Origin of the sequence: Acidovorax sp. Leaf191 (assembly GCF_001424425.1) — a bacterium.
Taxonomy (GTDB): domain Bacteria; phylum Pseudomonadota; class Gammaproteobacteria; order Burkholderiales; family Burkholderiaceae_C; genus Acidovorax.
This window is the reverse complement of sequence record NZ_LMPT01000020.1, coordinates 13,066-37,855: the sequence shown is the minus strand read 5'-3', so window position 1 is coordinate 37,855 and position 24,790 is coordinate 13,066. Positions and strand designations below refer to the sequence as shown.

The 24,790-nt window shown below is 67.0% G+C and carries 23 protein-coding genes; 20 read left to right on the top strand and 3 right to left on the bottom strand.

All coding sequences use genetic code 11. The annotated features are described in order from the left end of the window. The first annotated feature begins 547 nt into the window (after nt 1–547). From rfbF to ASG27_RS20290, 7 genes are all read left to right on the top strand, one after another. Entirely contained in the window at nt 548–1,318 is a 771-nt protein-coding gene (gene rfbF, locus ASG27_RS20320; protein ID WP_056173053.1) for a glucose-1-phosphate cytidylyltransferase, read from the top strand. A 42-nt stretch (nt 1,319–1,360) separates the two neighbouring features. Then, complete coding sequence (gene rfbG, locus ASG27_RS20315; RefSeq protein WP_056420047.1) at nt 1,361–2,419, top strand: CDP-glucose 4,6-dehydratase; 1,059 nt, start codon at nt 1,361–1,363, stop codon at nt 2,417–2,419. Further along, nucleotides 2,416–2,988, top strand: a complete 573-nt coding sequence (locus ASG27_RS20310; RefSeq protein WP_056420043.1) for a dTDP-4-dehydrorhamnose 3,5-epimerase family protein — start codon at nt 2,416–2,418, stop codon at nt 2,986–2,988. Before rfbG ends, ASG27_RS20310 begins: the two co-directional genes overlap by 4 nt. After that, on the top strand, nt 2,985–4,226 hold the full coding sequence (locus ASG27_RS20305; protein WP_056420039.1) for a class I SAM-dependent methyltransferase: 1,242 nt from the start codon (nt 2,985–2,987) through the stop codon (nt 4,224–4,226). The genes ASG27_RS20310 and ASG27_RS20305 overlap by 4 nt, the downstream gene beginning before the upstream one ends. An 89-nt stretch (nt 4,227–4,315) precedes the next feature. Next, nucleotides 4,316–5,440, top strand: a complete 1,125-nt coding sequence (locus ASG27_RS20300) for a DegT/DnrJ/EryC1/StrS family aminotransferase (RefSeq protein WP_056420036.1) — start codon at nt 4,316–4,318, stop codon at nt 5,438–5,440. Nucleotides 5,441–5,456: 16 nt separating this feature from the next. Further along, nucleotides 5,457–6,107, top strand: coding sequence for a GNAT family N-acetyltransferase (locus ASG27_RS20295; RefSeq protein ID WP_056420033.1), 651 nt, complete (start codon nt 5,457–5,459; stop codon nt 6,105–6,107). A 74-nt stretch (nt 6,108–6,181) separates the two neighbouring features. Next, the gene (locus ASG27_RS20290) at nt 6,182–6,829 is read left to right on the top strand and encodes a hypothetical protein (RefSeq protein WP_056420030.1); all 648 of its coding nucleotides are present in this window, start codon (nt 6,182–6,184) and stop codon (nt 6,827–6,829) included. 60 nt (nt 6,830–6,889) lie between these two features. Here ASG27_RS20290 and ASG27_RS20285 read toward each other — a convergent pair whose 3' ends face one another. Beyond that, complete coding sequence (locus tag ASG27_RS20285) at nt 6,890–9,088, bottom strand: O-linked N-acetylglucosamine transferase, SPINDLY family protein (protein ID WP_056420576.1); 2,199 nt, start codon at nt 9,086–9,088, stop codon at nt 6,890–6,892. Nucleotides 9,089–9,223: 135 nt separating this feature from the next. Then, entirely contained in the window at nt 9,224–10,714 is a 1,491-nt protein-coding gene (locus ASG27_RS20280; RefSeq protein WP_056420029.1) for a flagellin N-terminal helical domain-containing protein, read from the bottom strand. A gap of 322 nt (nt 10,715–11,036) precedes the next feature. On the opposite strand from ASG27_RS20280, the gene ASG27_RS20275 reads away from it, so the two are divergent. From ASG27_RS20275 to ASG27_RS20260, 4 genes are all read left to right on the top strand, one after another. Further along, a complete protein-coding gene (locus ASG27_RS20275) occupies nt 11,037–12,527 on the top strand; it encodes a flagellin N-terminal helical domain-containing protein (RefSeq protein ID WP_056420025.1) in 1,491 nt (496 codons plus the stop codon). A 231-nt stretch (nt 12,528–12,758) separates the two neighbouring features. Next, the gene (fliD, locus tag ASG27_RS20270; protein ID WP_056420022.1) at nt 12,759–14,192 is read left to right on the top strand and encodes a flagellar filament capping protein FliD; all 1,434 of its coding nucleotides are present in this window, start codon (nt 12,759–12,761) and stop codon (nt 14,190–14,192) included. A 63-nt stretch (nt 14,193–14,255) separates the two neighbouring features. Continuing rightward, nucleotides 14,256–14,714: a flagellar export chaperone FliS gene (fliS, locus tag ASG27_RS20265; RefSeq protein WP_056420020.1), complete on the top strand. Its 459-nt coding sequence runs from the start codon at nt 14,256–14,258 to the stop codon at nt 14,712–14,714. 3 nt (nt 14,715–14,717) lie between these two features. Next, nucleotides 14,718–15,017 (top strand): flagellar protein FliT, encoded by a 300-nt coding sequence (locus tag ASG27_RS20260; protein WP_056420017.1) that lies wholly within the window; start codon nt 14,718–14,720, stop codon nt 15,015–15,017. Between the two features lie 398 nt (nt 15,018–15,415). Here the strand turns inward: ASG27_RS20260 and fliE are convergent, their stop codons facing one another. Further along, nucleotides 15,416–15,727 (bottom strand): flagellar hook-basal body complex protein FliE, encoded by a 312-nt coding sequence (gene fliE / locus ASG27_RS20255; RefSeq protein WP_010466044.1) that lies wholly within the window; start codon nt 15,725–15,727, stop codon nt 15,416–15,418. 177 nt (nt 15,728–15,904) lie between these two features. Between fliE and fliF the strand changes: the two genes are divergently transcribed. The 9 genes from fliF (at nt 15,905) to fliN (ending at nt 24,790) form a co-directional block, all read left to right on the top strand. Next, complete coding sequence (gene fliF, locus ASG27_RS20250; protein WP_056420015.1) at nt 15,905–17,593, top strand: flagellar basal-body MS-ring/collar protein FliF; 1,689 nt, start codon at nt 15,905–15,907, stop codon at nt 17,591–17,593. Between the two features lie 27 nt (nt 17,594–17,620). Then, nucleotides 17,621–18,616, top strand: coding sequence for a flagellar motor switch protein FliG (gene fliG / locus ASG27_RS20245; protein WP_056420012.1), 996 nt, complete (start codon nt 17,621–17,623; stop codon nt 18,614–18,616). Further along, nucleotides 18,600–19,343: a FliH/SctL family protein gene (locus tag ASG27_RS20240; protein WP_056420572.1), complete on the top strand. Its 744-nt coding sequence runs from the start codon at nt 18,600–18,602 to the stop codon at nt 19,341–19,343. Before fliG ends, ASG27_RS20240 begins: the two co-directional genes overlap by 17 nt. Continuing rightward, complete coding sequence (gene fliI, locus ASG27_RS20235; RefSeq protein ID WP_056420010.1) at nt 19,333–20,727, top strand: flagellar protein export ATPase FliI; 1,395 nt, start codon at nt 19,333–19,335, stop codon at nt 20,725–20,727. The genes ASG27_RS20240 and fliI overlap by 11 nt, the downstream gene beginning before the upstream one ends. 32 nt (nt 20,728–20,759) lie before the next feature. Further along, nucleotides 20,760–21,221 (top strand): flagellar export protein FliJ, encoded by a 462-nt coding sequence (fliJ, locus tag ASG27_RS20230; RefSeq protein ID WP_056420008.1) that lies wholly within the window; start codon nt 20,760–20,762, stop codon nt 21,219–21,221. A 5-nt stretch (nt 21,222–21,226) separates the two neighbouring features. Then, a complete protein-coding gene (locus ASG27_RS27695; protein ID WP_235504091.1) occupies nt 21,227–22,522 on the top strand; it encodes a flagellar hook-length control protein FliK in 1,296 nt (431 codons plus the stop codon). Nucleotides 22,523–22,731: 209 nt separating this feature from the next. Beyond that, nucleotides 22,732–23,331, top strand: a complete 600-nt coding sequence (locus ASG27_RS20220; RefSeq protein WP_056420005.1) for a flagellar basal body-associated FliL family protein — start codon at nt 22,732–22,734, stop codon at nt 23,329–23,331. Nucleotides 23,332–23,352: 21 nt separating this feature from the next. Next, nucleotides 23,353–24,357 carry a flagellar motor switch protein FliM gene (fliM, locus tag ASG27_RS20215; RefSeq protein ID WP_056420001.1) on the top strand — a complete coding sequence of 335 codons (1,005 nt, stop codon included), beginning with the start codon at nt 23,353–23,355 and terminating at the stop codon, nt 24,355–24,357. Next, nucleotides 24,347–24,790, top strand: coding sequence for a flagellar motor switch protein FliN (gene fliN / locus ASG27_RS20210; RefSeq protein ID WP_056419998.1), 444 nt, complete (start codon nt 24,347–24,349; stop codon nt 24,788–24,790). The genes fliM and fliN overlap by 11 nt, the downstream gene beginning before the upstream one ends.

Here is a 24,790-nt window from a genome sequence, read left to right as displayed (position 1 = left end):
AACTGCGATGAGGCCGGGAACGGCGGATGGGGCACGGCGGCTGGCGGTGCAGCTTACCGAAGGTTACTGCAAATGTATCGGATTGAAGAGCGCCAAATGGCATCAAGAGAGCGGAGATCACAGGGCTTCTTGGGGAAATGGCGCTGCAACGCAACGGCGCCATGGGTGCGATGGGCGGAAATGTGTAACAGCGCAGAGATGCCGCCGCCCGGTCACGCTGCGGCCCGGCACGCCGCCGGCCGGCCACAAGAAGGCGGCGTCGGCGCGGCCCATGCAGAGGCTGGGCGATGGAAGGCCACTGCTCCCGGGCGCGGCGAAGGACAGCAGGGCATGGCGGCGTCCCTGCATGGCATTGCGGCTGCAGATTGGAGTCAAACATGCCTGCGCCGCTCTTCTGGCAAGCGCCAGTAGCTATCTATTTAATAGCATTTGCCAGGGCGGGCGCACCGCACGCCTGCCGCGCGGCGGCATCAATCGCTGCATTTGGGGCGCTTTTGCGCGCCCACTGGGCCTTTTGGCGCCGCGGGGGCTGCACTATGCTGCGGGCATGAAAGCCGTACTGCTCGCGGGGGGACTGGGAACCCGCATCTCGGAAGAGTCGCACCTGCGCCCCAAGCCCATGATCGAGATCGGTGGGCGGCCCATCCTTTGGCACATCATGAAGATGTATGCCGCCCATGGTGTGAACGACTTCATCATCTGCCTGGGCTACAAGGGCTACGTCATCAAGGAATACTTCGCCAACTACTTCCTGCACATGTCCGACGTGACCTTCGACATGGCCAACAACCGCATGGAAGTGCACCACCGCCACGCCGAGCCCTGGCGCGTGACCCTGGTGGACACCGGCGAAAGCACGCTGACCGGCGGGCGCCTCAAGCGCGTGGGTGAATACCTCGAGCCCGACGAGCCCTTCTGCTTCACCTACGGCGACGGCGTGGCCGACATCGACATGCCCGCCCAGTTCGCCTTTCACCGCGCGCACGGCAAGCTGGCCACCGTCACCGCCGTGCTGCCCCCCGGCCGCTATGGCGCGCTGATGCGCGACGGCGACCGGGTCGAAGGCTTCGTCGAAAAGCCGCGGGGCGACGGCGGCTGGATCAACGGCGGGTTCTTCGTACTGTCCCCGCGGGTGCTCAGCCGCATCGAGGGCGATGCCACCCCCTGGGAGGCCGAGCCCATGGACACCCTGGCGCGCGACGGCGAGCTGATGGCCTACGAGCACCACGGCTTCTGGCAGCCCATGGACACGCTGCGCGAGAAGAACCTGCTCGAAGACCTGTGGCAAAGCGGCCAGGCGCCCTGGAAGCGCTGGTGATGGCGGCAGTCCCGACGACGACAACCCCAAGGCAGCAGCACCATGCGTCCTGATCCCGACTTCTGGCGCGGCAAGCGCGTGTTGCTGACGGGCCACACCGGCTTCAAGGGCGCGTGGCTGGCCCTGTGGCTGCAGCGCCTGGGCGCACAGGTCACCGGCGTGGCCCTGCCGCCCCCGGCCGACCCCAACCTGTTCACGCTGGCGCGGGTGGACGAGCGCATGGACAGCCATTTCTGCGACGTGTGCAACCCCCAGGCCCTGGCGATGCGCATCCGCGCCGCGCGGCCCGACGTGGTGCTGCACCTGGCCGCGCAGGCGCTGGTGCGCGCAAGCTATGCCGACCCGCTGGCCACCTTGGCCACCAACATCATGGGCACGGCCCACGTGCTCGATGCCCTGCGCGGCCTGCCCGAGGCGCGCGTGGCCCTGGTCGTCACCACCGACAAGGTCTACCGCAACCGCGAATGGGCCTACCCCTATCGCGAGGACGACCCGCTGGGCGGGCACGACCCCTACAGCGCCAGCAAGGCCGCGGCCGAACTGGTCACCGCCAGCTACCGCGACGCCTTTTTGGCACCGCAGGGCGTGGCCGTGGCCACGGCCCGGGCGGGCAACGTGATCGGCGGCGGCGACTGGGCGCAGGACCGCCTGCTGCCCGACGCCGTGCGCGCCTGGGAAAAGGGCGAGACGCTGCACATCCGCCGCCCGGACGCCACGCGCCCCTGGCAGCATGTGCTCGAACCCCTGGCCGCCTACCTGCGGCTGGCGCAGCGCCTGTGGGATGCCCCGTCGCTGGCGGGCCCCTACAACTTCGGGCCGCTGCCGCACGAGGCCGCCAGCGTCAAAAATGTGATCGAAATGGCCTCTGGCGCTTATCCAACCAGCGCCGTAAGCTATGAAAATGATAGTGATGGCCCGCACGAGGCCGGCTGGCTGGCGCTGGAAACCGCCCACGCCCGCCAGGCACTGGGCGTGGCGCCGCGCTGGGCGCTGACCACGTCCGTCGCCCGCACCATGAACTGGTACCGCCAGCAGCACGGCGGCGCCGATGCCCGCACGCTGTGCCTGGCCGACATCGCCGCCTGGGAGGCGCAGGCGTGAGCCGCCTTGGCCGCACACCCTTGCCCCTGGCCGGGCTGTTCCGCATAGAGCGGCAGCCGCTGGCCGACGAGCGCGGCTTCTTCGCCCGCCTGTTCTGCGCGGACGAACTGGCCGCCGCCGGCTGGACGCATCCCATCGCGCAGATCAACCACAGCCACACGGCGCGCGCCGGCACCGTGCGCGGCCTGCACTACCAGCGGCCGCCGCATGCCGAGATGAAGCTCGTCACCTGCCTGCGTGGCGAGGTGCTGGACGTGGCCGTGGACCTGCGCCACGGCTCGCCCACCTTCTTGCAGTGGCATGCCGAGCGCCTGTCGGCGGACAACGGCACCGCGCTGCTCATCCCGCCGGGCTTTGCGCACGGCTTTCAGGCCCTGACCGACCAGGCCGAGCTGCTGTACTGCCACTCGGCCGCCCATGTGCAAGGGGCCGAGGCGGGCCTGAACCCGCTGGACCCGCGCCTGGCCATCGCCTGGCCGTTGCCGCCCGCGGGCCTGTCGCCGCGCGACGCCAGCCAGCCCTGGCTGACCGACGGGCCCGGCCCCGAATTCGAAGGAGTGCGCCTGTGAAGTGCCGACACTGCGGCAGCCCGCTGCAACTGCCGTTCCTGGACCTGGGCAGCGCGCCCCCGTCCAACGCCTACCTGCCCGAGGCCGCGCTGCGCGCGCCCGAGACCTGGTTCCCGCTGCGCGTGCTGGTGTGCGAGACCTGCTGGCTGGTGCAGACCGAAGACCACGCCGGGCGCGAGGCGCTGTTCACCGACGACTACGCGTACTTCAGCTCGTTCTCGTCGTCCTGGCTGGCCCATGCCGATGCGTACGTCGGCGCGATGCGCGAGCGCCTGGCGCTGAATGCCGACAGCTGCGTGGTCGAGGTCGCCTCCAACGACGGCTATCTGCTGCAGTACGTGCAGGCCGCGGGCATCCCCTGCTACGGCGTGGAGCCCACGGCCAGCACCGCAGCCGCCGCCCGCGCCAAAGGCATCGAGGTGGTCGAGCGCTTCTTCGGCGTGGCCCTGGCCGACGAGCTGGCCGCCGCCGGCCGCCAAGCCGACCTGATCGCCGCGAACAACGTGCTGGCGCACGTGCCCGACATCAACGACTTCGTAGGTGGTTTTACCCGACTGCTCAAGCCCCACGGCGTGGCCACGTTCGAGTTTCCGCACCTGCTGCGCATGGTGCAGGGCTGCCAGTTCGACACCGCCTACCACGAGCACTACTCCTACCTGTCGCTCACCGCCGTGCAGCGCATCTTCGCGGCCAACGGCCTTGTGGTGCTGGACGTGCAGGAGCTGCCCACCCACGGCGGCAGCCTGCGCGTGTTCGCGGGCCGGGCCGACGCGGCCGGCCACCCGCAGGCCACGGCCGAGGGCGCCAGCCATGTGCGGCAGGTGCTGGCCACCGAGGCCGCTGCAGGGCTGCTGGGTGCCGATTTTTATGGCGATTTCCAGGCCCAGGCCTTGCGCATCAAGCGCGAGCTGCTCACTTTTTTATTGCAATGCCAGGCCGATGGCATCACCGTGGGTGCCTATGGCGCAGCCGCCAAGGGCAACACCCTGCTCAACTTCGCGGGTGTGCGGCCCGATTTGCTGGCCTACGTGGTGGACAAGAACCCCGCCAAGCAAGGCCAGTACCTGCCCGGCAGCCGCATCCCGGTGGTGAGCGAGGCGCACCTGCACGCCCACCGGCCCCAGCGCGTGCTGATCCTGCCGTGGAACCTGCGGGACGAAGTCAGCGCGCAGCTGAGCGGCATACGGGCATGGGGAGGGCAGTTCGTCACGGCCGTTCCCCGCCTGGAAGTCTGGTAGCCGCCTCACGCGCTCCCTGCGCATCCGCGACGCAAAGCAACGCACCCGCCACGCCCCATCTGAACCGTACACAACCGAAGGAGACCACCATGATCCCAATGTTCAAGCCCTTGATCGAACAGGAAGAAATCGATGCCAGCCGAGAGTCGCTGGAGCTGGGATGGCTCGGCATGGGCAGCTACGTGTCGGGTTTCGAGAAAAAGGTGAAAGAGATCCTGCAGGCCCCGGACCGCCATGTGGCCGCGGTGAGCACCGGCACTGCGGGCCTGCACATCGCGCTGCTGCTCGCAGGCGTGGGCCCGGGTGACGAGGTGATCGTGTCGGCCTTCAACTGCTCGGCCGACTACCAGGCCATCACCTGGGTGGGGGCGGACATCGTGTTCTGCGACTGCACCGACGACACGCTGGAGCTGGACCTCGCCAAGGCCGAGTCCCTGGTGGGGCCGCGCACCAAGGCCATCATCGTGATGGACTACGACTGCATCATCAGCAACCACGAGGAGATTGCCGCGTTTGCAGAACGCCACAAACTGCGCGTCATCCACGACGCGGCCCACTCGTTCGGCTCCAGCTACAAGGGGCGCATGGTCGGCAGCTTTTCGGACATCTGCGTGTTCAGCCACGACCCGGTCAAGACCGTGACCTGCCTGGACGGCGGCACCGTGGTCGTGCGCACCGAAGAGGAGCTTCGCCGCGTGCACGAACTGCGCCTGCTCGGCATGCAGCAGCCTGCCGAGGTGATGTACCAGAACAAGCGCGCCTGGACGTTCGACGTCGAGCGGGTGGGCTTTCGCTACCACATGCTCAACATGCACGCCGCGATCGGCCTGGCCCAGCTGGGCAAGCTCGACGTGATCAAGTCGAGCCGCCAGGCGGCATCGCGCCGCTACAACGAAAAGCTGCAGGGCATCGCACAGGTGCGCACGCCCGCGACCGACTTTGCCGATGTGAACCCGTTCCTGTACTACATCCGGGTGCCGGCGGAGCACCGCGATGCGCTGCGCGACTTTCTGAAGGCCAATGGCGCCGACACGGGCATCCACTGGCAGCCGGGCCATTGGTTCTCGCTGTGGAAGGACTGCCGCGCCGGCGACCTGTCCGTGACGGACAGCGTGGGCAAAGGCATTCTCTCGCTGCCCCTGCACTCGCGCATGTCGCTGGACACGGTGGACGCCGTGGCCGAGCAGGTGCGCCGCTATTTCGAGCAAGCCTGACGAACGGGGGGCGGCCATGCAAGCACCCACTCCTGGACAGCAGCTTTTCGCTGCGATCAAGCAGACGGCCCGCGCTGGCGAGCCTGGGCTGGTGCTGCCGGTGGGGCAACCGCTGGCGGCGGTCGTGCGGCCCATCGCCACCGTGCCCGGGCACACCGATGCCCTGGACGCGCAGCTGCTGACGGACTGGCGCAATCGCCACGTCAAATCCTTCCTGACCGAATTCGTCTCCACCCCCGAGCGCACGGCGGCCTGGCTGGCCGGTGCGGTCCATGGCAACCCGGGCAAGATGCTGTTCATGGTGGAGACCCTGGACGGCGCGCGTGTGGGGCATGTGGGCCTGGGCTTCATCGACTGGCAGCGGGGGTACGGCGAGGCCGATGCCATCGTGAGCGGAGGCGCGTCGCCCCCGGGGTTGATGAAGGCCTCGCTGCTGGTGCTCATGCGCTGGGCCCGCGACGCGCTGGGGCTGCAGACCCTGGCGGTGCGGGTGCGGTCGGACAACCCCGCGGTCGAGTTCTACCGCAAGGTGGGTTTTCAGGAATACCAGCGCGTGCCCATCGTCGCGACCAACGTGCCGGGTGGCGTGGACTGGAACGAAGACCCCGCGGCGGTCGGCGCGCCGGCCAGCCTGGTGTACATGCAATTGCAGCTGCCCGCGGCCTGAATGACTGACCGATTGACCGATTGACTGATTGACTGATTAAGCGGCTGCGGCGCACCGCCTTGGGAGACTCCACCATGGACATCTTGCGGATGGACCGCGACCGGTTGCTGCGCTACGTGGTGCAGCAGCTGCACAACACCCTGCCCGACGACTTCGACCCGCGCCCCGACATCGATGCGCACCTGGACGAGGCGCTGCACCGGCTGCACACGTGCATCAATGCCGTGCGGCCCTGGCGGCAGGACTGCTTCGACCCGCTGCACTCCACGCAGTACTGCAGCTTTCTGTACTTTCTGGCGCACACCATCTGGCGCAGCACCGGCAACGCCGACACGCCCACGCGGCTCTTCTTGCTGAACAAGGCGCTGAACGGCATCGATCTCTTTTATGAAATCGAGCTGCCGCCGGTGTTCTTCATCGGCCATTCCGTCGGCATCGTCTTTGCCAAGGCCACCTACGGCAACTACCTGGTGATCTACCAGAACTCCACGGTGGGCAAGAACCACGGCGTGGCGCCGGTGCTGGGAGAGGGGGTCGTGATGTACCCCGGCACCGCCATCATCGGCGGCTGCCAGGTGGGCGATGCCACGGTGCTGTCGCAGGGCACGAGCCTGGTCAACACCAGCACGCCGGGGCACTGCACCGTGTACCCGGCCGACGCCGGCAAGGTGAGCTTCAAGCCCACCCGGCGCGACGCCTTGCAGGACATCTTCCGGCTCTGACGCGACCACGGCGACGGCGACGGCGAACGTACGCGCGTCGTCTGTCAATCAACTCATCGGTCAGCCGGCCGCGACGCCCATCCCCATCGCCTGCGTGGCGTGCTGCAGGTAGGTCACCGCAAACTCGGTGTGTCCATGGGCATGCTCCACCTCGGCCAGGCAGGCCAGGGCCACAGGGTCGTGTGGCACGGCGCTGAGCACCAGCTCCGCCAGTTCCGTCACGGCCACCCAGTGGCGGCCCGTGACACCTTGCGCCGGTCCCGGCGCCGCAGGCGTTGGGGGCGCCGCCTTGGCTTTTTCCACCAGGTCCTGCAGGAGCTGGTGGGCTTCGTGCAGGCTCACCCGGTGGCCGGGCTTCAGGCCCACGCCGGGCACGGGGGGCTGCGTCCACTCCTGCGGATACTGCTGCACCCAGGCCTGGATGGCCTGCTCCTGCGCCTCGGGGTCGTCCGGGTGTTCGGCCCGGGCCAGCCACTGCAGCCACATGACCCGCAGGCCCTCGCCGAAGCACTGGTTGTACAGGTCCTCGCGCATCAGGGGTGAGTTCTCCGTCTCGCCGCGCAGGCTGAGCCGCAGGTCGTTGAGCGCCGGCACGTCGGCCGCCAGGCCCGCCGCGATGCGCACGTAGTCGTCCGGCGTCTCGGCCAGCCACTCGGTGCGGCCCAGGTAGGTGAGCATGCCCACGCCCATGCGGCTCTTGAAGCTCTCGCCCACCATGGAAACGATGGGCACGCCCATCCACAGCACGTCGAAGGTGGTGGTGCCGCCGGTCAGCGGAAACGGGTCCAGCGCGATGTCGATGCGGTGGTAGGTGAGGTACTGGTTGTCGTGGCTGAGTGCCACCAGGTCTACGCGCGCCGGGGGCAGGCCCAGCCGCTCGCACCGGTCGCGGTAGGCCTGCGCGAACTCGGGGCGGTCGAGGTTCTTGCCTTCGATCAGCAATCGGGAATCAGGCACGGCCGCAAGAATCCTGCCCCACAGCGCCAGCACCTCGTCCGTGAGCTTGCCCAGGTTGTTGCAGCTGCCGAAGGTGACGAAGCCGTTGCTCACCGCGGGTGATGCGCGCACCTGGTAGCGGGGCTGGTAGCGCCACAGGGGGTTGCGGCTCATGGGCCGGTAGCAGGCGAACAGCGTCGGCAACCGGTAGAGGTGCTCGGTGTATTGCGTCTCGGCCCCGGGCGGGTCGGTGATCTCGTCGGAGAATTTGTAGTCGACCGCCTCCAGGCCGGTCGTGGCCGGAAACCCGAGCCAGGACACCTGGACGGGGGCGGGCTTGTGGGCCAGGGCCAGCAGCCCGTTGTTGCCAGTATGGCCGGCCAGGTCGATCAGGATGTCGATGCCCTGCGCGTGGATGGCCTTCGCTTGCTGCTCCGGCGTGAACCCGGCCAGCCGCACGAAATGGTCGACATGGCGCTCCACGCGGTCCGTGACATGGTCGGAGCGGGGGAACAGGAAGAAGGCATAGACCTCGAATTGCCGCCGGTCGAGCTGTGCCAGCAGGCCTTCCACCGAGTACATCACCGCGTGCACCCGGAAGTCGGGCGACAGGAACCCGATCTTCAGGCGCCGCCACGGCGGGCCGCGGTGCGCGTCGAAATGGGGCCACTCGGGCCGCAGCGGGGGCTCGAACACGCTGCCGAAGTGCCGCGCCGCCACCGACAGCTGCGACGCATCCACCTGGGGGTCCGCCAGCATGAACAGCAGCCGGTTGGTGTAGTTGCCCGGGTCGTTGGGGCGCAGCGCGATGGCTTTCTCGCAGTCGTGGACGGCCTCGCGCACCTGGCCCAGCTCGCGCCGGTGGATGGCGCTCTGCATCAGGGCCGCCACCTGGTCGTGGAGCGTGTCCGCCAGCCTGGCGGCTTCCTGGCTGGCGGCAAAACCCTTGTCATGCAGGTTGATCAGGTAGCAGCACTCGGCCAGCTTGATCCAGGCGATGGCCTGCAGGGGGCGCAGGGCGCACACCTTCTCCAGCAGCGGCAGGGCGTCGATGTTGTAGGCGTGCTCGATCAGGATGTTGGCGTAGTTGACGAGCAACTCGGCATCGTCCGGCCAGTAGATCCGCGCCTGCTTGTAGGCCTTGAGCGCGCCATCGAAGTCGCGCTCTTTGTTCAGCGAGAAGCCCAGCAGGCGGTGCGCGGTGAGGTGTCGCCCGTTCTTGCGCAGCGTCTGGCGGCACAGGCGGGTGAGGAGCGGCCAGTCAGCGGCGGTGAGCGCCGCACGCAGGCGGGCGTCGTCCTGTTCGGTGTGTTTGGGTTGCACGTTGCGGCCGATCTCCGGGCAAAGGGGCTTCAATGGGGCAGTGTGCCACGCACAAAGGCAAAGGGGCCCGTCGGGGCCCCTTTGTCGTCGTCATCGTTCCACCACCTGAGGGGCTGGCACCAGGCTGCTGGTGAATTACTTGAGCAGCGAGAGCACGCCCTGCGGGATCTGGTTGGCCTGGGCCACCATGGCGGTGCCGGCCTGTTGCAGGATCTGGGCGCGCGAGAGGTTGGCGGTTTCCGCGGCGAAGTCCGCGTCCTGGATGCGGCTGCGCGAGGCGGAGAGGTTCTCCGACGTGATCTGCAGGCTGGCAATGCTGGTCTCGAAGCGCGACTGCATGGCGCCCAGCTTGGCGCGTTCGCCGCTGATGAAGGCCAGGGCCGAGTCCACGGTCTTCAGGGCATCGGTCGCGTTGGTGAAGGTGGTCACATCCAGGTTGGCCACCGTGTGCAGCGACGAGCCGCCGTTGTCCAGCTGGTTGCTGGCCGAGGTCAGGGCGAACGACTTTTCGGAGTCGAGCGTGATGTAGCCACCGGTGGAGACGTTCTCTGCCGTGGTGTCGGCAGTCAGCGTGCGGGCCGTGCCGTTGCTGGCGCCGGCGGCGTCGTAGCCCGTCACGGTGACAGCGGCCGCGTTGGCGTTGGCGGTGTCGCCGATCACGATGTCATTGCCGGTCGCGTTGGTCAGGATGATCTGCGTGCCGTCCGAGCTCAGCGAGGCGTTGATGCCCGTCTTGGCCGATTGCTCATTGATGGCCGACACCGCGGGCGACAGGCGGTCGGTGCCGGTGGCGGACGTCAGCGTGAACGACACGGTGCGGGCGGCCCCGATGTTGTCGCCTTCCAGCGTCAGCGAGTACGAACCGGCCGATGCCATGCCGGCCAGGCGCACTTCGGTGCGGGCCGTGGCGGTGACGCCGGTGGTGGACTGCAGGGAGTTGATCTGGTCGGCCGTGGCCTTGGCGGTGGCGTTGGAGGCCACCGTCATGGTGCCGGTGCCCAGATAGCCGCTGATGGACACAGCGCCGCTGGTCACGCCGTTGGAGACGGCCGTGGTGCCGCTGACCGGCGCCTGCGCGCCGATGCCGGAACCGTTGGAGGCGATGTTCTGGTTGTTGCCGTACACGCTGGTGCGCAGGTTGGCGGTGGCCGCCACAATGGTCTGGTTGGCGTTGGCACCGACCTGGAACTGCTGCGTACCAAATGTGCCGTCCAGCAATTTCTGGCCGTTGAATTCGGTGGTTTGCGAAATCCGGTCAAGTTCTGCCACCAATTGGCCGACTTCCTGTTGCAGGGCCTGGCGGTCGCCGGCACTGTTGGACGCGTTGGCCGACTGGACGGCCAGTTCACGCACCCGCTGCAGGATGTTGCCGGCGGAGCCCATGGCGCCTTCGGCCACCTGGGCGAGAGAAATCCCGTCGTTCGCATTGCGAACAGCCTGGTTCAGGCCACGGATCTGGCTGGTAAAGCGCTCGGAAATCGCCAGGCCCGCCGCGTCGTCCTTGGCGCTGTTGATGCGCAAGCCCGACGAGAGGCGTTGGATGGCGGTGTTCAGCGAGGCCTGGCTGGTGCCCAGATTGCGCTGCGCGGTGAGCGAGCTGATGTTGGTATTGATGGTTGCTGCCATGGCGAAACTCCTTAACGTCGCAAGACGGATCTGTTTGCCGGTTCAAGCGCACCCGTCCGGCTGTCAATGAGGGAACGATGGACGAATTGTGGAGACGCCACTTTTTGGCGTTGGGGAGATAAGCGGCAAAAAAGTCGCACAACTTGTGCGTTTGACCCTCAAGTTTTCCGGCGGCGACCCGAAAACATTTGCAACGGTCCGTAAGCGGCCCGCCGTTCACCAGAGGCTAAGGAGCGCTGGAGAACCCAGGAGGCCAGCGTGGTGCTGGCGACCCCGGCCGGCGGCAACGCCATATTCAGTCAGTTCTTTCTGGAGATTTGCAATGGCTTCCACCATCAATACCAACATCGCCTCGCTCACCGCTCAGCGCAACCTCGGCACCAGCCAAACCTCGCTGAACACGTCCATCCAACGCCTGTCCTCGGGCCTGCGCATCAACAGCGCCAAGGACGACGCGGCTGGCCTCGCGATTTCCGAGCGTTTCACCAGCCAGATCCGCGGCCTGAACCAAGCGGTTCGCAATGCCAACGACGGTATCTCCCTGGCGCAGACCGCTGAAGGCGCACTGAAGGCTTCGGGCGACATCCTGCAACGTGTGCGTGAACTGGCTGTGCAATCGGCCAACGCCTCCAACAGCGCTGGCGACCGCCAGGCCCTGCAACAGGAAGTGGGCCAACTGGTTTCCGAACTGGACCGCATCTCGCAAACCACCGAATTCAACGGCGCCAAGCTGCTGGACGGCTCGTTCGGTACGCAACAGTTCCAAGTGGGCGCCAACGCCAACCAGACCATCGTGGCTGCCACCGCCAACCTGCGCACCAGCGTGTACGGCAACAACCAGAACGTGGCCTCCAACGGCTCCGGCATCGGCGCACAAGCCCCTGCCAGCGGCACGACGGCTGTGAACAACGGCGTGACCAGCGGCGCTGTGTCCATCAGCGGCTACCTGGGCACCGGCAGCCTGACCGTGGCGTCCAGCGCCACCGCCAAGGCCACGGCCGACCAGATCAACGGTATCAAGGCCAGCACTGGCGTGACCGCCACGGCCCGCACCGAAGTGCGCCTGGGCGGCATGGCATCGACCGGCTCCTACTCGCTGACCCTGGAAGGCGACAACGCCGGCGCACCCCGCACCGTGTCGTTCACGCTGACGTCCGCCACCGGCACCGACCGCCTGTCGGCCGCTGTGTCCGCCATCAACGACCAGACCGCCAAGACCGGTATCAATGCGTCGCTGAGCTCCGACGGCACGCAAGTGATCCTGACCAACGCCACCGGCAATGACATCGTGGTGGGCGACACCGCCAATGCCAACGCTGCCGCCGTGACGGTGACGGGCTACGACGCTGCCGGCGCCAGCAACGGCACCGCCCGCACGCTGACGGCCGACACCACGGCAGAAAACGTGTCCACCGGCGGTTACATCACGCTGGACTCGGAAAAGTCCTTCGCCATCACCTCGGCCAGCAACCAGCTGGACGCAGGCGGCTCGGCACTGCAAACGGTGGCCAACCTGGACGTGACCACGTTCGGCAACGCCACCAACGCCCTGAAGACCGTGGACTCCGCCCTGGCCTTCATCAACGGCGAACGCGCCAAGCTCGGTGCTCTGCAATCGCGCTTCGAAACCTCGATCAGCAACCTGCAAGTGACGTCGGAAAACCTGTCTTCTTCGCGCAGCCGCATCCTGGATGCCGACTTCGCCGCAGAAACGGCCAACCTGTCGCGCTCGCAGATCCTGCAACAGGCCGGCACGGCGATGGTGGCCCAGGCCAACCAGCTGCCACAGGGTGTGTTGGCCCTGCTGCGTTAAGCGGCGGGTAGGGCGGTCGGGGCGTTGCAGCGCCCCGGCGGGACCAGGCGGCGGCAGATTTCTGTCGCCGCCATTTGGCTTTTTGGCGGCAGATTGCTTCGCTGCCATCGGGCACTTCAAGCCAGCGGGTGCCAGGACCGCTGGATAAGACGGGTTTCCTGGTGTGAATACGGACGATGCTGGCGGCCATTCGGCGCCATAATTTCCGTTGGACCAGTTCAGGAGGTTGTTATGGCCACGATTTCATCCGTAGGTGTCGGCACGAATGGGCTGAATGTCAAAGACATCATTTCCAAGTTGGTCGAACTGGAAAAAGCGCCACTGACCAAGCTGGGTGTCGAGGCCGCCACGGTCAAGACCAAAATTTCCGCCTTCGGCCAGATCAAGTCGATGGTGTCCACGCTGCAGGATGCCGCGAGCAAGCTGACCAGCGTGACGGGCTGGAATGGTGTCTCCACCACCTCGTCCGATTCCAAATTCGTATCCGCCACCGCTGTCGGTGGCACCTTGCCCACCACGTTCAGCGTGGAGGTGCAGAGCCTGGCCAAGGCCCAGGCCACCGCCTCCGCGGCACTGCTGCCGGTCGGCGGTGCGCTGGGCGCCGGTACGCTGCGCCTGGAGCTGGGCAAGTGGAGCGTCTCTCCGGCGTCTTTCACGCCCGGGTCCGGCCAGCCGGTCGATATCACCGTCAGTGCGAGCGACAAGCTGTCCGACGTGGCCAGCAAGATCAATGGCTCCAATGCGGGCGTGACGGCGTCGATCCTCACGGACGCCTCGGGCGAGCGTCTGCTGCTGCGCAGCAAGAGCACGGGCGAGGAGTTCGGCTTTCGCCTGAGCGTGATGGAAGGCGCCGACACCGATCCGCTGAGCGCGGGCAACACCGATGCCTCGGGCCTGTCGCGCCTGGTGGCCGGCTCCACCGTGACGGCCGTGGCCGCCGACGCCAAGGCGACGGTGAACGGCATTGCCGTGTCGTCCGCGACGAACACCTTCGCGTCCACGGTGTCCGGCGTGACCTTCAAGGCCGAGCAGGTCACCACCGCGCCGATCGACATCACCGTGGGCAAGGACCAGTCGGCGATCCAGTCCAACATCGACGGCTTCGTGAAGGCGTACAACGCCATCAACGAACTGCTGCAAGATGCGACCAAGTACGACGCCAAGACCAAGTCGGCCGGCCTGCTGCAGGGCGACTCCACGACCGTGGCGCTGCAGAACTCGCTGCGCAACGCGATCCAGTCGGTCACCACGGGCGGCGGCGCCTTCCAGCGCCTGGCCGATGTGGGCATCACCCAGCAGCTGGGCGGCAACCTGGCGGTGGACACCACCAAGCTGAACAAGGCACTGTCCGAAAATCCGGACGATGTGAAGAACCTGTTTCGCAATACCGGCGGCGGCGCGGCGGACGGCATTGCCGTGCAGCTCAAGGCGCTGACCACCAACCTGCTGTCCAACGACGGATTCTTCAAATCCAAGGACGACACGCTGCAGCTGAACCTCAAGCGCAACTCGCAGGACCAGACCCGCGTGAGCGAGAAGGTCGACTCCTTCGAGAAGCGGATCACGCGGCGCTACAACGCGCTCGATACCCAGCTGAGCAGCTTGAACGGCCTGAACACCTATATCTCGCAGCAGGTGGCCGCCTGGAACAAATCGACGGGCTAAAGAGGCTTCAGTTTTTCTGGCGCAGGCCGATAACTCAAGTAATACCTCGGAAGGATTGTCAGCATGTTCAGCGCCTACAGCCCTCGTGCAGCCAACGCTTATCAGCGCATCAATGTGGAGACCAGCATGCACACGATGGACCAGCACCAGCTGGTCGCATTGCTGTATGAAGGTGTCCTCAACGCCATCGCCACCGCGCGGGGCTCCCTGGCCCGTGGCGACGTGCTGGGCAAGGTCAACGCCATCGGCAAGGCGGTGCGGATCCTCGAAGAAGGACTGAGCACGTCGCTGGACAAGGTGGACGGCGGTGAGCTGGCCGAAAACCTCGGTGCGCTGTACGACTACTGCATGCGCCGCCTGATCCTGGCCAACGCCCGCAACGACGACGCCATCATGCTGGAAGTGATGCGCCTGATCGAACCCGTGGCCCAGGGCTGGGGCGAGATCAAGAAAACCGGCGCGGCTTCCGCGTCTCCCGCCAATTCCCCTGCCGCTGGCCAGCCCGTGCTGGTGGAGGCTTGAGTCATGTCCCACATGCTGATTGATTACTACAAGGCGATTGAAGACAGCAGTGCCAAGATGCTGGAGGCTGCCAAGCTCAAGGACTGGGACGGCGTGGTGCGCTACGAAGGCGCCTGTGCCGTGCTGATCGAGCAACTGCGCTTCAAGTCGCAAGAGCACGAGCTGCTCCCCGAGCACCGCCGCGAAAAAAGCCGCATCATGCAGCGCATCCTGCGCAACGACGCCCAGATCCGCTGCCTGGCAGAACCCTGGCTCGCCCAGTTCGAACACCTGTTCGAAGGCCAGCCGCAGATGATGCACTGAGCCCTGCGCTGAAGCCCAAGACAAAGCCGACCCTACGAGGTCGGCTTTTTCATGGGCCAAATAGGGTGCTACCGCTTGTCTATAAAGCGCAAGCAGCTATCAAATTAAGAGCGATTGGCTCCTGACTCCTGGCGAGAAGGCTCCACGGGCAACGAAGTCCCCCATACCAAGAGCGTAGCGTGTATTTTGGGAGGTAAAAAGTGCCCGCAGCGCTTATCCAACCAGCGCAAGCAGCTACGAAATCAGGAGTAGGCCCCCACGGTTCGATACCGGCGCGGCCCCCGCGAGAGATGCCCAGCAAGGGCCGCCCCGCAGCGAGGGCATCGTCCCCTTGCCCACAGCGCGCAGCGCTGTGAGAGCGAGGGGACGGCGCGCAGCGCCTCAGGGGAGTGCCCCTGCTATACCTGCATGTTCATGATGTCGGTATACGCCTGCACCATGCGGTTGCGCACGTGCAGCGTGGCCTGAAAGCCGATCTGCGCCTTCTGGATGGCCACCATGGTCTCTTCCAGGCTGACCGAGGGGTTTTCCATCTGCACTTCGGTCTGCAGGTTGGACGACTTGTTCTGTGCGGCGCTGACCGACTGCAGCGCGCCCTTGAGCGCGCCCGAGAAACCCACGTCGTTGGCGTCGTTTTGCGGCGCTGCAGCACGGCGCGCCACGCCTGCGCCCGTCAGGGGGGCGGTAGAGCTGGAGATGCGAAGGTCCATGGCTGTGGTTCCGTGGGGAATAGGGGTATGCTGCGTATCCTAGCCATCGCGCCGGGGTTCATCGCTGGGAATTGATGGCCAAACGCGCGGCTTATTCAGCGAACATTTCGGAGGCGGGACCGAATAATCGACCCCACGCTTTGGTCCCTCGTCGGGCCTTCCTTACTGGAACGCAAGATGTCTGCAGTTGCTGAAATACCCCTCAATCCTCCCGCCAGCCCGAACTGGCTGCAGCGGCTGTCCACGCTGGACAGGGCCAAGCGCATGCGGCTGGGCGTGGGTGTGGCGCTGCTGGTCGCGGTGGCCATTGCTGCGATCGTGCTGGGCCGCCAGCCCGACTACCGGGTGCTGTTCGCCAACCTGAGCGACAAGGATGGCGGCGCCATCGTCGCCCAGCTGTCGCAGATGAACGTGCCCTACAAGTACGCGGACGGTGGCGGCGCCATCCTGATCCCGTCGGACCGCGTGCACGACGTGCGCCTGCGCCTGGCCACCCAGGGCCTGCCCAAGGGCTCGGTGACGGGTTTCGAGCTCATGGAGTCCAGCAAGTTCGGCATGACCCAGTTCCAGGAGCGCCTGAACTTCCAGCGCGGGCTGGAGGGCGAGCTGACCCGCTCCATCCAGGCGCTGTCCTCGGTGCAGGGTGCCCGCGTGCACTTGGCGCTGCCCAATCAGAATGGTTTCTTCCGCGAGCAGCAAAAGCCGTCGGCATCGGTGCTGGTCAGCCTGCACCCCGGCCGCATCCTGGACCGGGCCCAGCTGGCGGGCATCGTGCACCTGGTGGCGTCCAGCGTGCCCGAGCTGTCGCCCTCGGCCGTGAGCGTGCTCGACGACACCGGCAAGCTGCTGTCGCAGTCGCCAGACGGCGGCGGCACGGGCACCGAGGTCAATGCGCAGCAACTGCTGCACGTGCAGCAGCTCGAGCAGCAGTACACCCGCCGCATCATGGACATCCTGGAGCCCGTGGTCGGCCGCAACAACGTGAAGGCGCAGGTGACGGCCGAAGTGGACTTCACGCAGACCGAGTCCACGTCCGAGCAGTTCCGTCCCAACCAGACCCCCGATTCCACCGCCATCCGCAGCCAGCAGGTGCTCGAGAGCAAGGGCAGCGCCAACAAGACCGCCACGGGCGTGCCCGGTGCTGTGTCGAACCAGCCACCGGCCCCGACCACAGCGCCCGTCAATGGCGCCAACCCTGCACCCACAGCCGGCAATAGCCAGCAGGGCACCGAAGAGCAGACCAGCAAGCGCGAGTCGACCACGAACTTCGAGGTGGACAAGACCGTGCGCGTCACCCGCGGCAGCACCGGCAACGTCAAGCGCCTGAGCGCCGCCGTGGTGGTGAACTACCAGACGGCCGAGGACAAGGGCAAGCCGATCACCAAGGCGCTGACACCCGAGCAGCTCGAGCAGATGACCGCCCTGGTGCGCGAGACCATCGGCTTCAACAAGGAGCGCGGCGACTCGGTCAACCTCATGAACACGCCGTTCCTGGTCGACGCCACCCCGGTCAACGACACCCCGCTGTGGAAGCAGCCCGAGGTGATCGACCTGGCCAAGACCTTTGCCTGGCCGGTGGGTGCCGTGCTGTTCGCGGCCCTGGTGCTGCTGGGACTGGTGCGCCCTGCGCTCAAGAGCGGCACTGCCGCCAAGCCCCAGCCCGTCGCTGCGGCCGGTGGCCAGCTCGATGCGCTGGAGTCGGAGACGCCCGAGCGCCCCGCGCTGCCGGCGCCGAACAAGAAGGACGAGGTGCTGCCTGCAACGCCCGAGCAGTTGCGCCTGGACGATGCACGCGTGCTGGCCAAGGAAAATCCTGTGGCCGTCGCCAACATCCTGAAGTCGTGGCTCAACGGCGACCCCGCCTGATAAACCCATTCATTCCGGACGACCACCATGGACGAGCAAGGACTCAACGACGCCGCCATCATGCTGATGTCCCTCGGCGAAGAAGAGGCTGCCGAGGTCTTCAAGCACTTCTCGCCCAAGGAGGTGCAAAAGCTGGGCGAGACGATCGCCCGCATGCGGTCGGTCTCGCGCGAGAAGGTCGACCAGGTCATCAACAAGTTCTCCAACGCCGCGTCCGCGCAGAGCCTGCTGGTGTCCGACACCGGCAACTACGTGCGGGCCGTGCTCAAGCGCGCCCTGGGCGACGACAAGGCCGGGCTGCTCATCGACCGGATCCTGCAGGGCGGCGACGTTTCGGGCATCGAAAGCCTCAAGTGGATGGACCCGCTGTCCGTGGCCGAACTGCTGCGCAACGAGCATCCGCAGATCGTGGCGGCGATCCTGGTGCACCTGGACAGCGACCAGGCATCGGGCATCCTCATGCACCTCACGGACCGCCAGCGCAGTGAAATCCTGCTGCGCGTGGCCACGCTGGAGGGCATCCAGCCCACGGCGCTCAAGGACCTGAACGAGGTGCTGTTCAAGGTGCTGGCCGGCGGCGACAAGATCCGCAAGAGCTCGCTGGGCGGCGTCAAGGCCGCGGCTGAGATCATCAACCTGCTGGGCGGCAACATGGACGCCGTCGTGCTCGAATCGATCCGCGGATACGACCCGGACCTCGCCCAGAAGATCATGGACAAGATGTTCGTGTTCGAGGACGTGCTCAAGCTCGACGACAAGGCGATCCAGACCGTGCTCAAGGAAGTGGCGTCCGAGACGCTCATCGTCGCGCTCAAGGGTGCGGTGCCCGAGCTGCGCGAGAAGTTCCTGTCCAACATGTCCTCGCGTGCGTCCGAAGCCATGCGCGAAGACCTCGAGTCGCGCGGCCCCATGCGCCTGTCCGAGGTCGAGGCGCAGCAAAAGGAAATCCTGAAGACCGTGCGTCGCCTGTCCGACGAAGGCCAGATCGTGATCGGAGGCGGTGGTGATGATGCATTCGTCTAGCCGCTCGTACTCCCGCTTCATCCCCAGCGAAGAGGTGGGCGACTTCACCCAATGGAAGTTCGGTGCCGTGGATGGCTCCGACCTGCTCGAGCCCGAGCCCGCCGAAGCGGTGGCGGAGCTGCCGCCCGAGGTGGACGAAGCGGCCCAGCAGGCCCTCGTCCAGCAAGCGTGCGACGATGCCTATGCCGAAGGGTTCGCGCAAGCCCAGGCCGAGACGGCACTCGAGTGGCAGCGCCGCATGGACGCCTACATCGCGCAGCAGGGCGCGGAGACCGCCCAGCGGCTCAAGGGCGTGGAGCAGGCGTTCGACGCGAGCCTGATCGACATGCAGCAGCAGATGGCGCAGCAACTGCTGGAGCTGGCCTGCGACATCGCACGCCAGGTGGTGCGGCAAGAGCTTTCGGTCAACCCCAGCGCACTGCAGCCCGTGGTGCGCGAAGCGGTGAACATGCTCGTCACGGAGGGCCGCCCGGCCATGGTCCGCCTGAACCCTGCCGACATGCAGGCAATCGAGCAGCCGCTGCGCGAAGACCTGGACGGGCCGGGCGTGAAGTGGGTGGCGGATGCCGCCGTGGCGCCTGGCGGCTGCGTGGTCGAGTCCGCCGGCACCGTGGTGGACGGCAGCCTGGACAAGCGCTGGCAGCGGGCCATTGCGGCGCTGGGCCTGCAGTCGCCGTGGCAGGAGCCGGAGAGCCAGCAGGAGAAGGAGGGCGGCGATGAGCGTTGACGCTCCTTCTGCCTGGACGCGGTTCATGGACGACGCGCGCGAGCGCGTGGCCGAGCCGGCGCCCCTGGAGACCCGTGGCACGCTCACGCGCCTGACGGGCCTGGTGCTGGAGGCTGTCGGCATCCGCGTGCCGGTGGGCTCCCAGTGCATGGTGCAGATGCCCGGGCATGAACCGGTGCTGGCCGAAGTGGTGGGCTTTTCTGCCGACCGCGCCTTCCTGATGCCGGCGGGCGACATCCATGGGCTCTCCAGCGGCGCGAGCGTGGTGCCTGCGGCCCCCTATGTGCCCATTCCCCGCCTGGGCGAGCCGGCACGCGTCATCCAGCGCGCCGGCGTGCTGCGCCTGCCGATGGGCGAAGGCCTGCTGGGGCGGGTGGTGGATTCGCAAGGATTGCCGCTGGACCATGGCGGGCCCGTGCAGGACGTGGTGGCCGAGCCCATGGGCCGCCGCCAGATCAACGCCATGGACCGCGACCCCGTGCGCGAGTCGCTGGACACCGGCGTGCGCGCCATCAATGCGCTGCTGACCGTGGGGCGCGGCCAGCGGCTGGGGCTGTTTGCCGGCTCCGGCGTGGGCAAGAGCGTGCTGCTGGGCATGATGGCCCGCTACACCCGCGCCGACGTGATCGTGGTGGGGCTGATCGGCGAGCGGGGCCGCGAGGTCAAGGAATTCGTTGAGGACATCCTGGGCGAAGACGGCCGCGCACGCTCGGTCGTGGTGGCCGCTCCGGCGGATGCGCCGCCGCTGCTGCGCATGCAGGGCGCGGCCTACGCAACCGCCGTGGCCGAGCATTTTCGGGACAAGGGCAAGCATGTGCTGCTGCTCATGGATTCGCTCACGCGCTATGCCATGGCCCAGCGGGAGATCGCGCTGGCCATCGGCGAGCCGCCGGCCACCAAAGGCTACCCGCCATCGTGCTTTGCCAAGCTGCCCCAGCTGGTGGAGCGCAGCGGCAACGGCCTGCACGGCGTGGGCTCCATCACCGCGTTCTACACCGTGCTGTCGGAGGGCGACGACCAGCAGGACCCGATTGCCGATGCCGCCCGGGCCATTCTGGACGGCCACATCGTGCTGTCGCGCGCGCTGGCCGAGACGGGGCACTTCCCGGCCATCGACATCGAGCAGTCCGCATCGCGCGTGATGCACAACGTCGTGTCGCGCGACCACTTCGACCTGGCCCGGCGGTTCCGGGCCGTGTATTCGCGCTACCAGAAGAGCCGCGACCTGGTGCAGGTGGGCGCGTACATGAGCGGATCGGACCCGGCGCTGGACGAGGCCATCCGCCTGCAGCCGGAGATGGCCGCCTTCTTGCAGCAGGACATGTTCGAGGCCGCCTCCATGGACGAGAGCGTCGGCGGCATGGCGTCGGTGCTGGACCGTTGACCGCATTGCGCCATCACCCTGCGTAGCCCACCATGTCCAACCTCCACTCCCTCGCCGTGGCCATCGACGTTGCCGAGCGCAAGCGTGACGACGCCCGCAAGGTGCTGCAGGACACGCTGGCGGCGCAGCAGGCCGCGCGCGCGCAACTGGACCAGCTGGAAGATTACGCCCGCGAGACCGAAGCACGCTGGGGCATGAAGGCCGACACGGCCATGCAGCCGGAGGTGATGTACCACCACTACCAGTTCATGGACCGTCTGGGCCATGCCGCGGGCATGCAGACGGGCGTGGTGGGGGACCACGCAGGCCGGGTGGAGGCCGCGCGGCGCGCCTTGCTGGACGCCGAACTGCGGCTCGCCAGCCTGCGCAAAGTCATCGACAAGCGCCGCCACGACCTGGAGCTTGCGCAGACACGAAGAGATCAGAAACAGACCGACGAGCGGGCCGCGCTGCAGTACAGCAGCGCGAGCCGCAGTTCGGTGGGCCAGGAGTAGCAAGCATGGAACCGACAAAAATTTCTTCACCGCAAGGCACGCAGCCGGCCCACGCTGCACGGCCCCGGTCTGCCGCGCAGGGGACCGACACCACGGACGCCGCAGGCTCGGGCGGGTTCCTGGCGCTGCTGGCTGCGCTGGGGGATGGGCCGCTGGAAGGGGCTCCGCTGGGAACGGTGGGCGCGGACCAGGACGCCACCGCCTTGCTGCCTGACGCAGGCAAGGAGGCGGTCGATGCTGCCGCGATGGCGGCGTGGCAGGGCTTGCTGGGGGGGCCATCGGCCCAAGGACACGCCGCCAGCGACACGGCAAGCCTTGCAGCCGCGGACGCCGTGCTGGGGGGGGGCGGGCGCGCCAATCCGCTGGCGGGTGCGCTGACGGGTGCAGACGGCGTCCCCCAAGGCCTGGTCGCTGAAACCACGATGCTGGACACCTCCGGTGACCTCAAGGGAGGCCAGCAGCCAGGTGCGGCGCCTGGGTTCGGGCGGGCGTTCTCGCGCATGCAGAGCAATGCGCTGGCGCAGAAGACGGAATCCATCGAATCCCTGGGCAGCCGGTCGGCGGCGGTCGACGGCGGCAAGCTGCAACTGTCGCCACAGGCCTTCACGCCCACGGTCGCAGCCGCCTTCCATGCCGTGGGCGAGCGCGTGACCGGCGCCGCGGCGGGCGAGCGTTCCACTGCCGGTACGCCAGGCCTCGGGGCTTGGGAGGCGGGTGCGCCGGCCGTCGATGGCCTGCTCGCGGCCACCGCGTCCGCGCGCAGCGCAGAGTCCTCGGGGGGCCGTGCGGGTGACGGACAGCAGGGTGCGACCACATGGGGCGACGGCATGTCGACCGGTGGACCGCAGGAGGCGGGCGCCGTCGATGGCACCGTGTTCACCGACCCGGCCCAGGCCGGTCTGGAAGAGCAGGTGGCGGACCAGGTGGCTTACTGGGTCCACCAGAAAACACAAAACGCCGAACTCACGCTCACCCGTGATGGGCAGCCGGTCGAGGTGTCCGTGTCGCTCTCGGGCAACGAAGCCCACGTGTCCTTCCGCAGCGACCAGGCGCAGACCCGTGACATGCTGGACCGCAGCATGGCGCAGTTGAGCGACCTGCTGCGCAGCGAGGGCCTGGTGCTGTCGGGCATGTCGGTCGGCACATCGGCCGGCCAGGGCGCGGGCTCGGGCTCGGGTGAACAGCAGCGCCAGCGAGAGGGCGCCCGCCAGGGGCAGGTGATCTCCACTGCGCCAGCGGGCACGGCATCGCTGCAGCGCAGCGGCGGCTCGCCGGAGCGCGCGGTCGACATCTTCGTGTAGGGCGCTAGCGCGCGCCTGGGGCCGGGCGCTGGCCGCCCGCCGCGCCCGGGTCTGGCCGCGGGGCAGGGGGAGCGTGCTGAATGCCATGGTTTATGGCTTTTATTCTGGCTATTATTGGTTGCCTCTTCGCCCAATAATGGGCCATCCAGCTTTGCCCGCCCCCTGATGGCGCAGGCGCGGCTTGCTCACTACCGCAAGGAACCCGCATCGTGTCAGCCAATACCCCCGCAGCAGCACCTCCGGCCAAAAGCAAGAAGATGCTGATCATCATCATCGGCGTGGTGGTGGCCGTGCTGGTGATCGGTGGCGGTGCTGCGGCGTGGTTCATCTCCAGCCGGTCGCACGCCGATGCCGAGGACGGCGAAGAAAAGGTCGCCCACAAGGAAAAAGAGACGCCCAAGGTCGCGCCCACTTTTTTGCCGCTGGAGAACATGGTGGTCAACCTGGCCGACCCTGGCGGCGACCGGTTCGCGCAGATCGGCATCACCCTGGAAGTGGACGATGCGAAGACCGCCGAGCAGGTCAAGCAGTACCTGCCGTCCATCCGCAGCGGCATCCTCATGCTGGTGTCGCAGCGCACATCCAGCGAACTGCTGCAGCGCGAGGGCAAGGAAAAGCTGGCGACCGATGTGTTGCGCGAAGTCTCGCGGCCCCTGGGCTACTCGGTGCCCACCGAGCGTGAACGCGAACGAGAGCGCGCCCGCGAGAAGGGGTCCGCCGATGATGAGGAAGAGCGCCCCGCGCGCCGCCGGGCGGAGCCGCGCAACCCAGTGCGCCGCGTGCTTTTTTCCAACTTCATCATCCAATGACACGCGCAAGGACCAGCCGTCATGAGTGATTCGTTTCTTTCGCAGGAAGAGGTCGACGCCCTACTGGAGGGGGTGACGGGCGAAAGCCAGAAGTCGGTCGAGGAAGTGGCCGAGGCGGGCTCCGTCCGCACCTACGACATCTCCAGCCAGGAGCGCATCGTCCGCGGCCGCATGCCGACGATGGAAATCGTCAACGAGCGGTTCGCGCGCAACTTCCGCATCGGCCTGTTCAACTTCATCCGCCGCAGCCCCGAGATTTCGGTGGGCACGGTGTCGGTGCAGCGCTACAGCGCATTCCTGCGCGAGCTGGCGGTGCCCACCAACTTCAACATCGTGGCCATCCGCCCGCTGCGCGGCAGCGGGCTGATCGTGTGCGAGCCCTCCCTGGTGTTCGGCATCATCGACACGCTGTACGGCGGCGTGGGCAAGTTCCAGACGCGGATCGAAGGGCGGGATTTCTCGCCCACGGAGCAACGGGTCATCAACCGGCTGGTCGAAGTGATCTGCACGGAATACAAGAAGGCCTGGCAGGGCATCTACCCGCTGGAGCTCGAATACCAGCGCTCGGAAATGCAGCCGCAGTTCGCCAACATCGCCACGCCCAGCGAAATCGTGGTGTCCACGGCGTTCCAGCTGGAAATCGGCGACCTCTCCGGCGCGATCCACATCTGCATGCCGTATGCCACGCTGGAGCCCATCCGCGATGTGCTGTATTCGTCCACGCAGGGCGACTCCATCGAGGTGGACCGCCGCTGGGTGCGGGTGCTGACACGCGAGATCCAGGCGGCCGAGGTGACCCTGGTGGCAGAGCTGGCGAAAGCCGATGCCACCGTGGAGCAATTGCTGGCCATGAAGCCCGGCGATTTCATCGAACTCGACCGTGAGCCGCGCATCCGTGCGTCGATCGGCGGAGTTCCAATTTTTGAATGCCAGTACGGAACCCACAATTCCAAGTACGCCATTCGCATTGAAGAGTGCCTGCGTAGTTCGGACATGAGCTGGCTGGGAGAAAAAGATGGCAACTGAAGAAGACAACAAGGACGCGGCCGCGGAAGACCCGTTTGCGGGTTGGGCCGAGGCGCTGGAAGAGCAAAAGAGCACGGACGCCAAGCCGACCGATGGCGAGCAGGGCGGGCCCCTGTCGGGTGAGCCCGTGCGGCCTTTCTCCGGGGCCGGTGGTGGCGGCGATACCGTCAACGACATCAACATGGTGCTGGACATCCCGGTGCAGCTGTCGGTGGAGCTGGGCCGCACCAAGGTGCCGATCAAATACATCCTGCAGCTGGCGCAGGGCTCGGTCGTCGAATTGGATGCGCTGGCCGGCGAGCCCATGGATGTGCTGGTCAATGGCTACCTCATCGCGCAAGGCGAGGTGGTCGTCGTGAACGACAAGTTCGGTATCCGCCTGACCGATGTGGTGACGCCTTCCGAGCGCTTGCGCCGTGTCAGCCGTGGATAG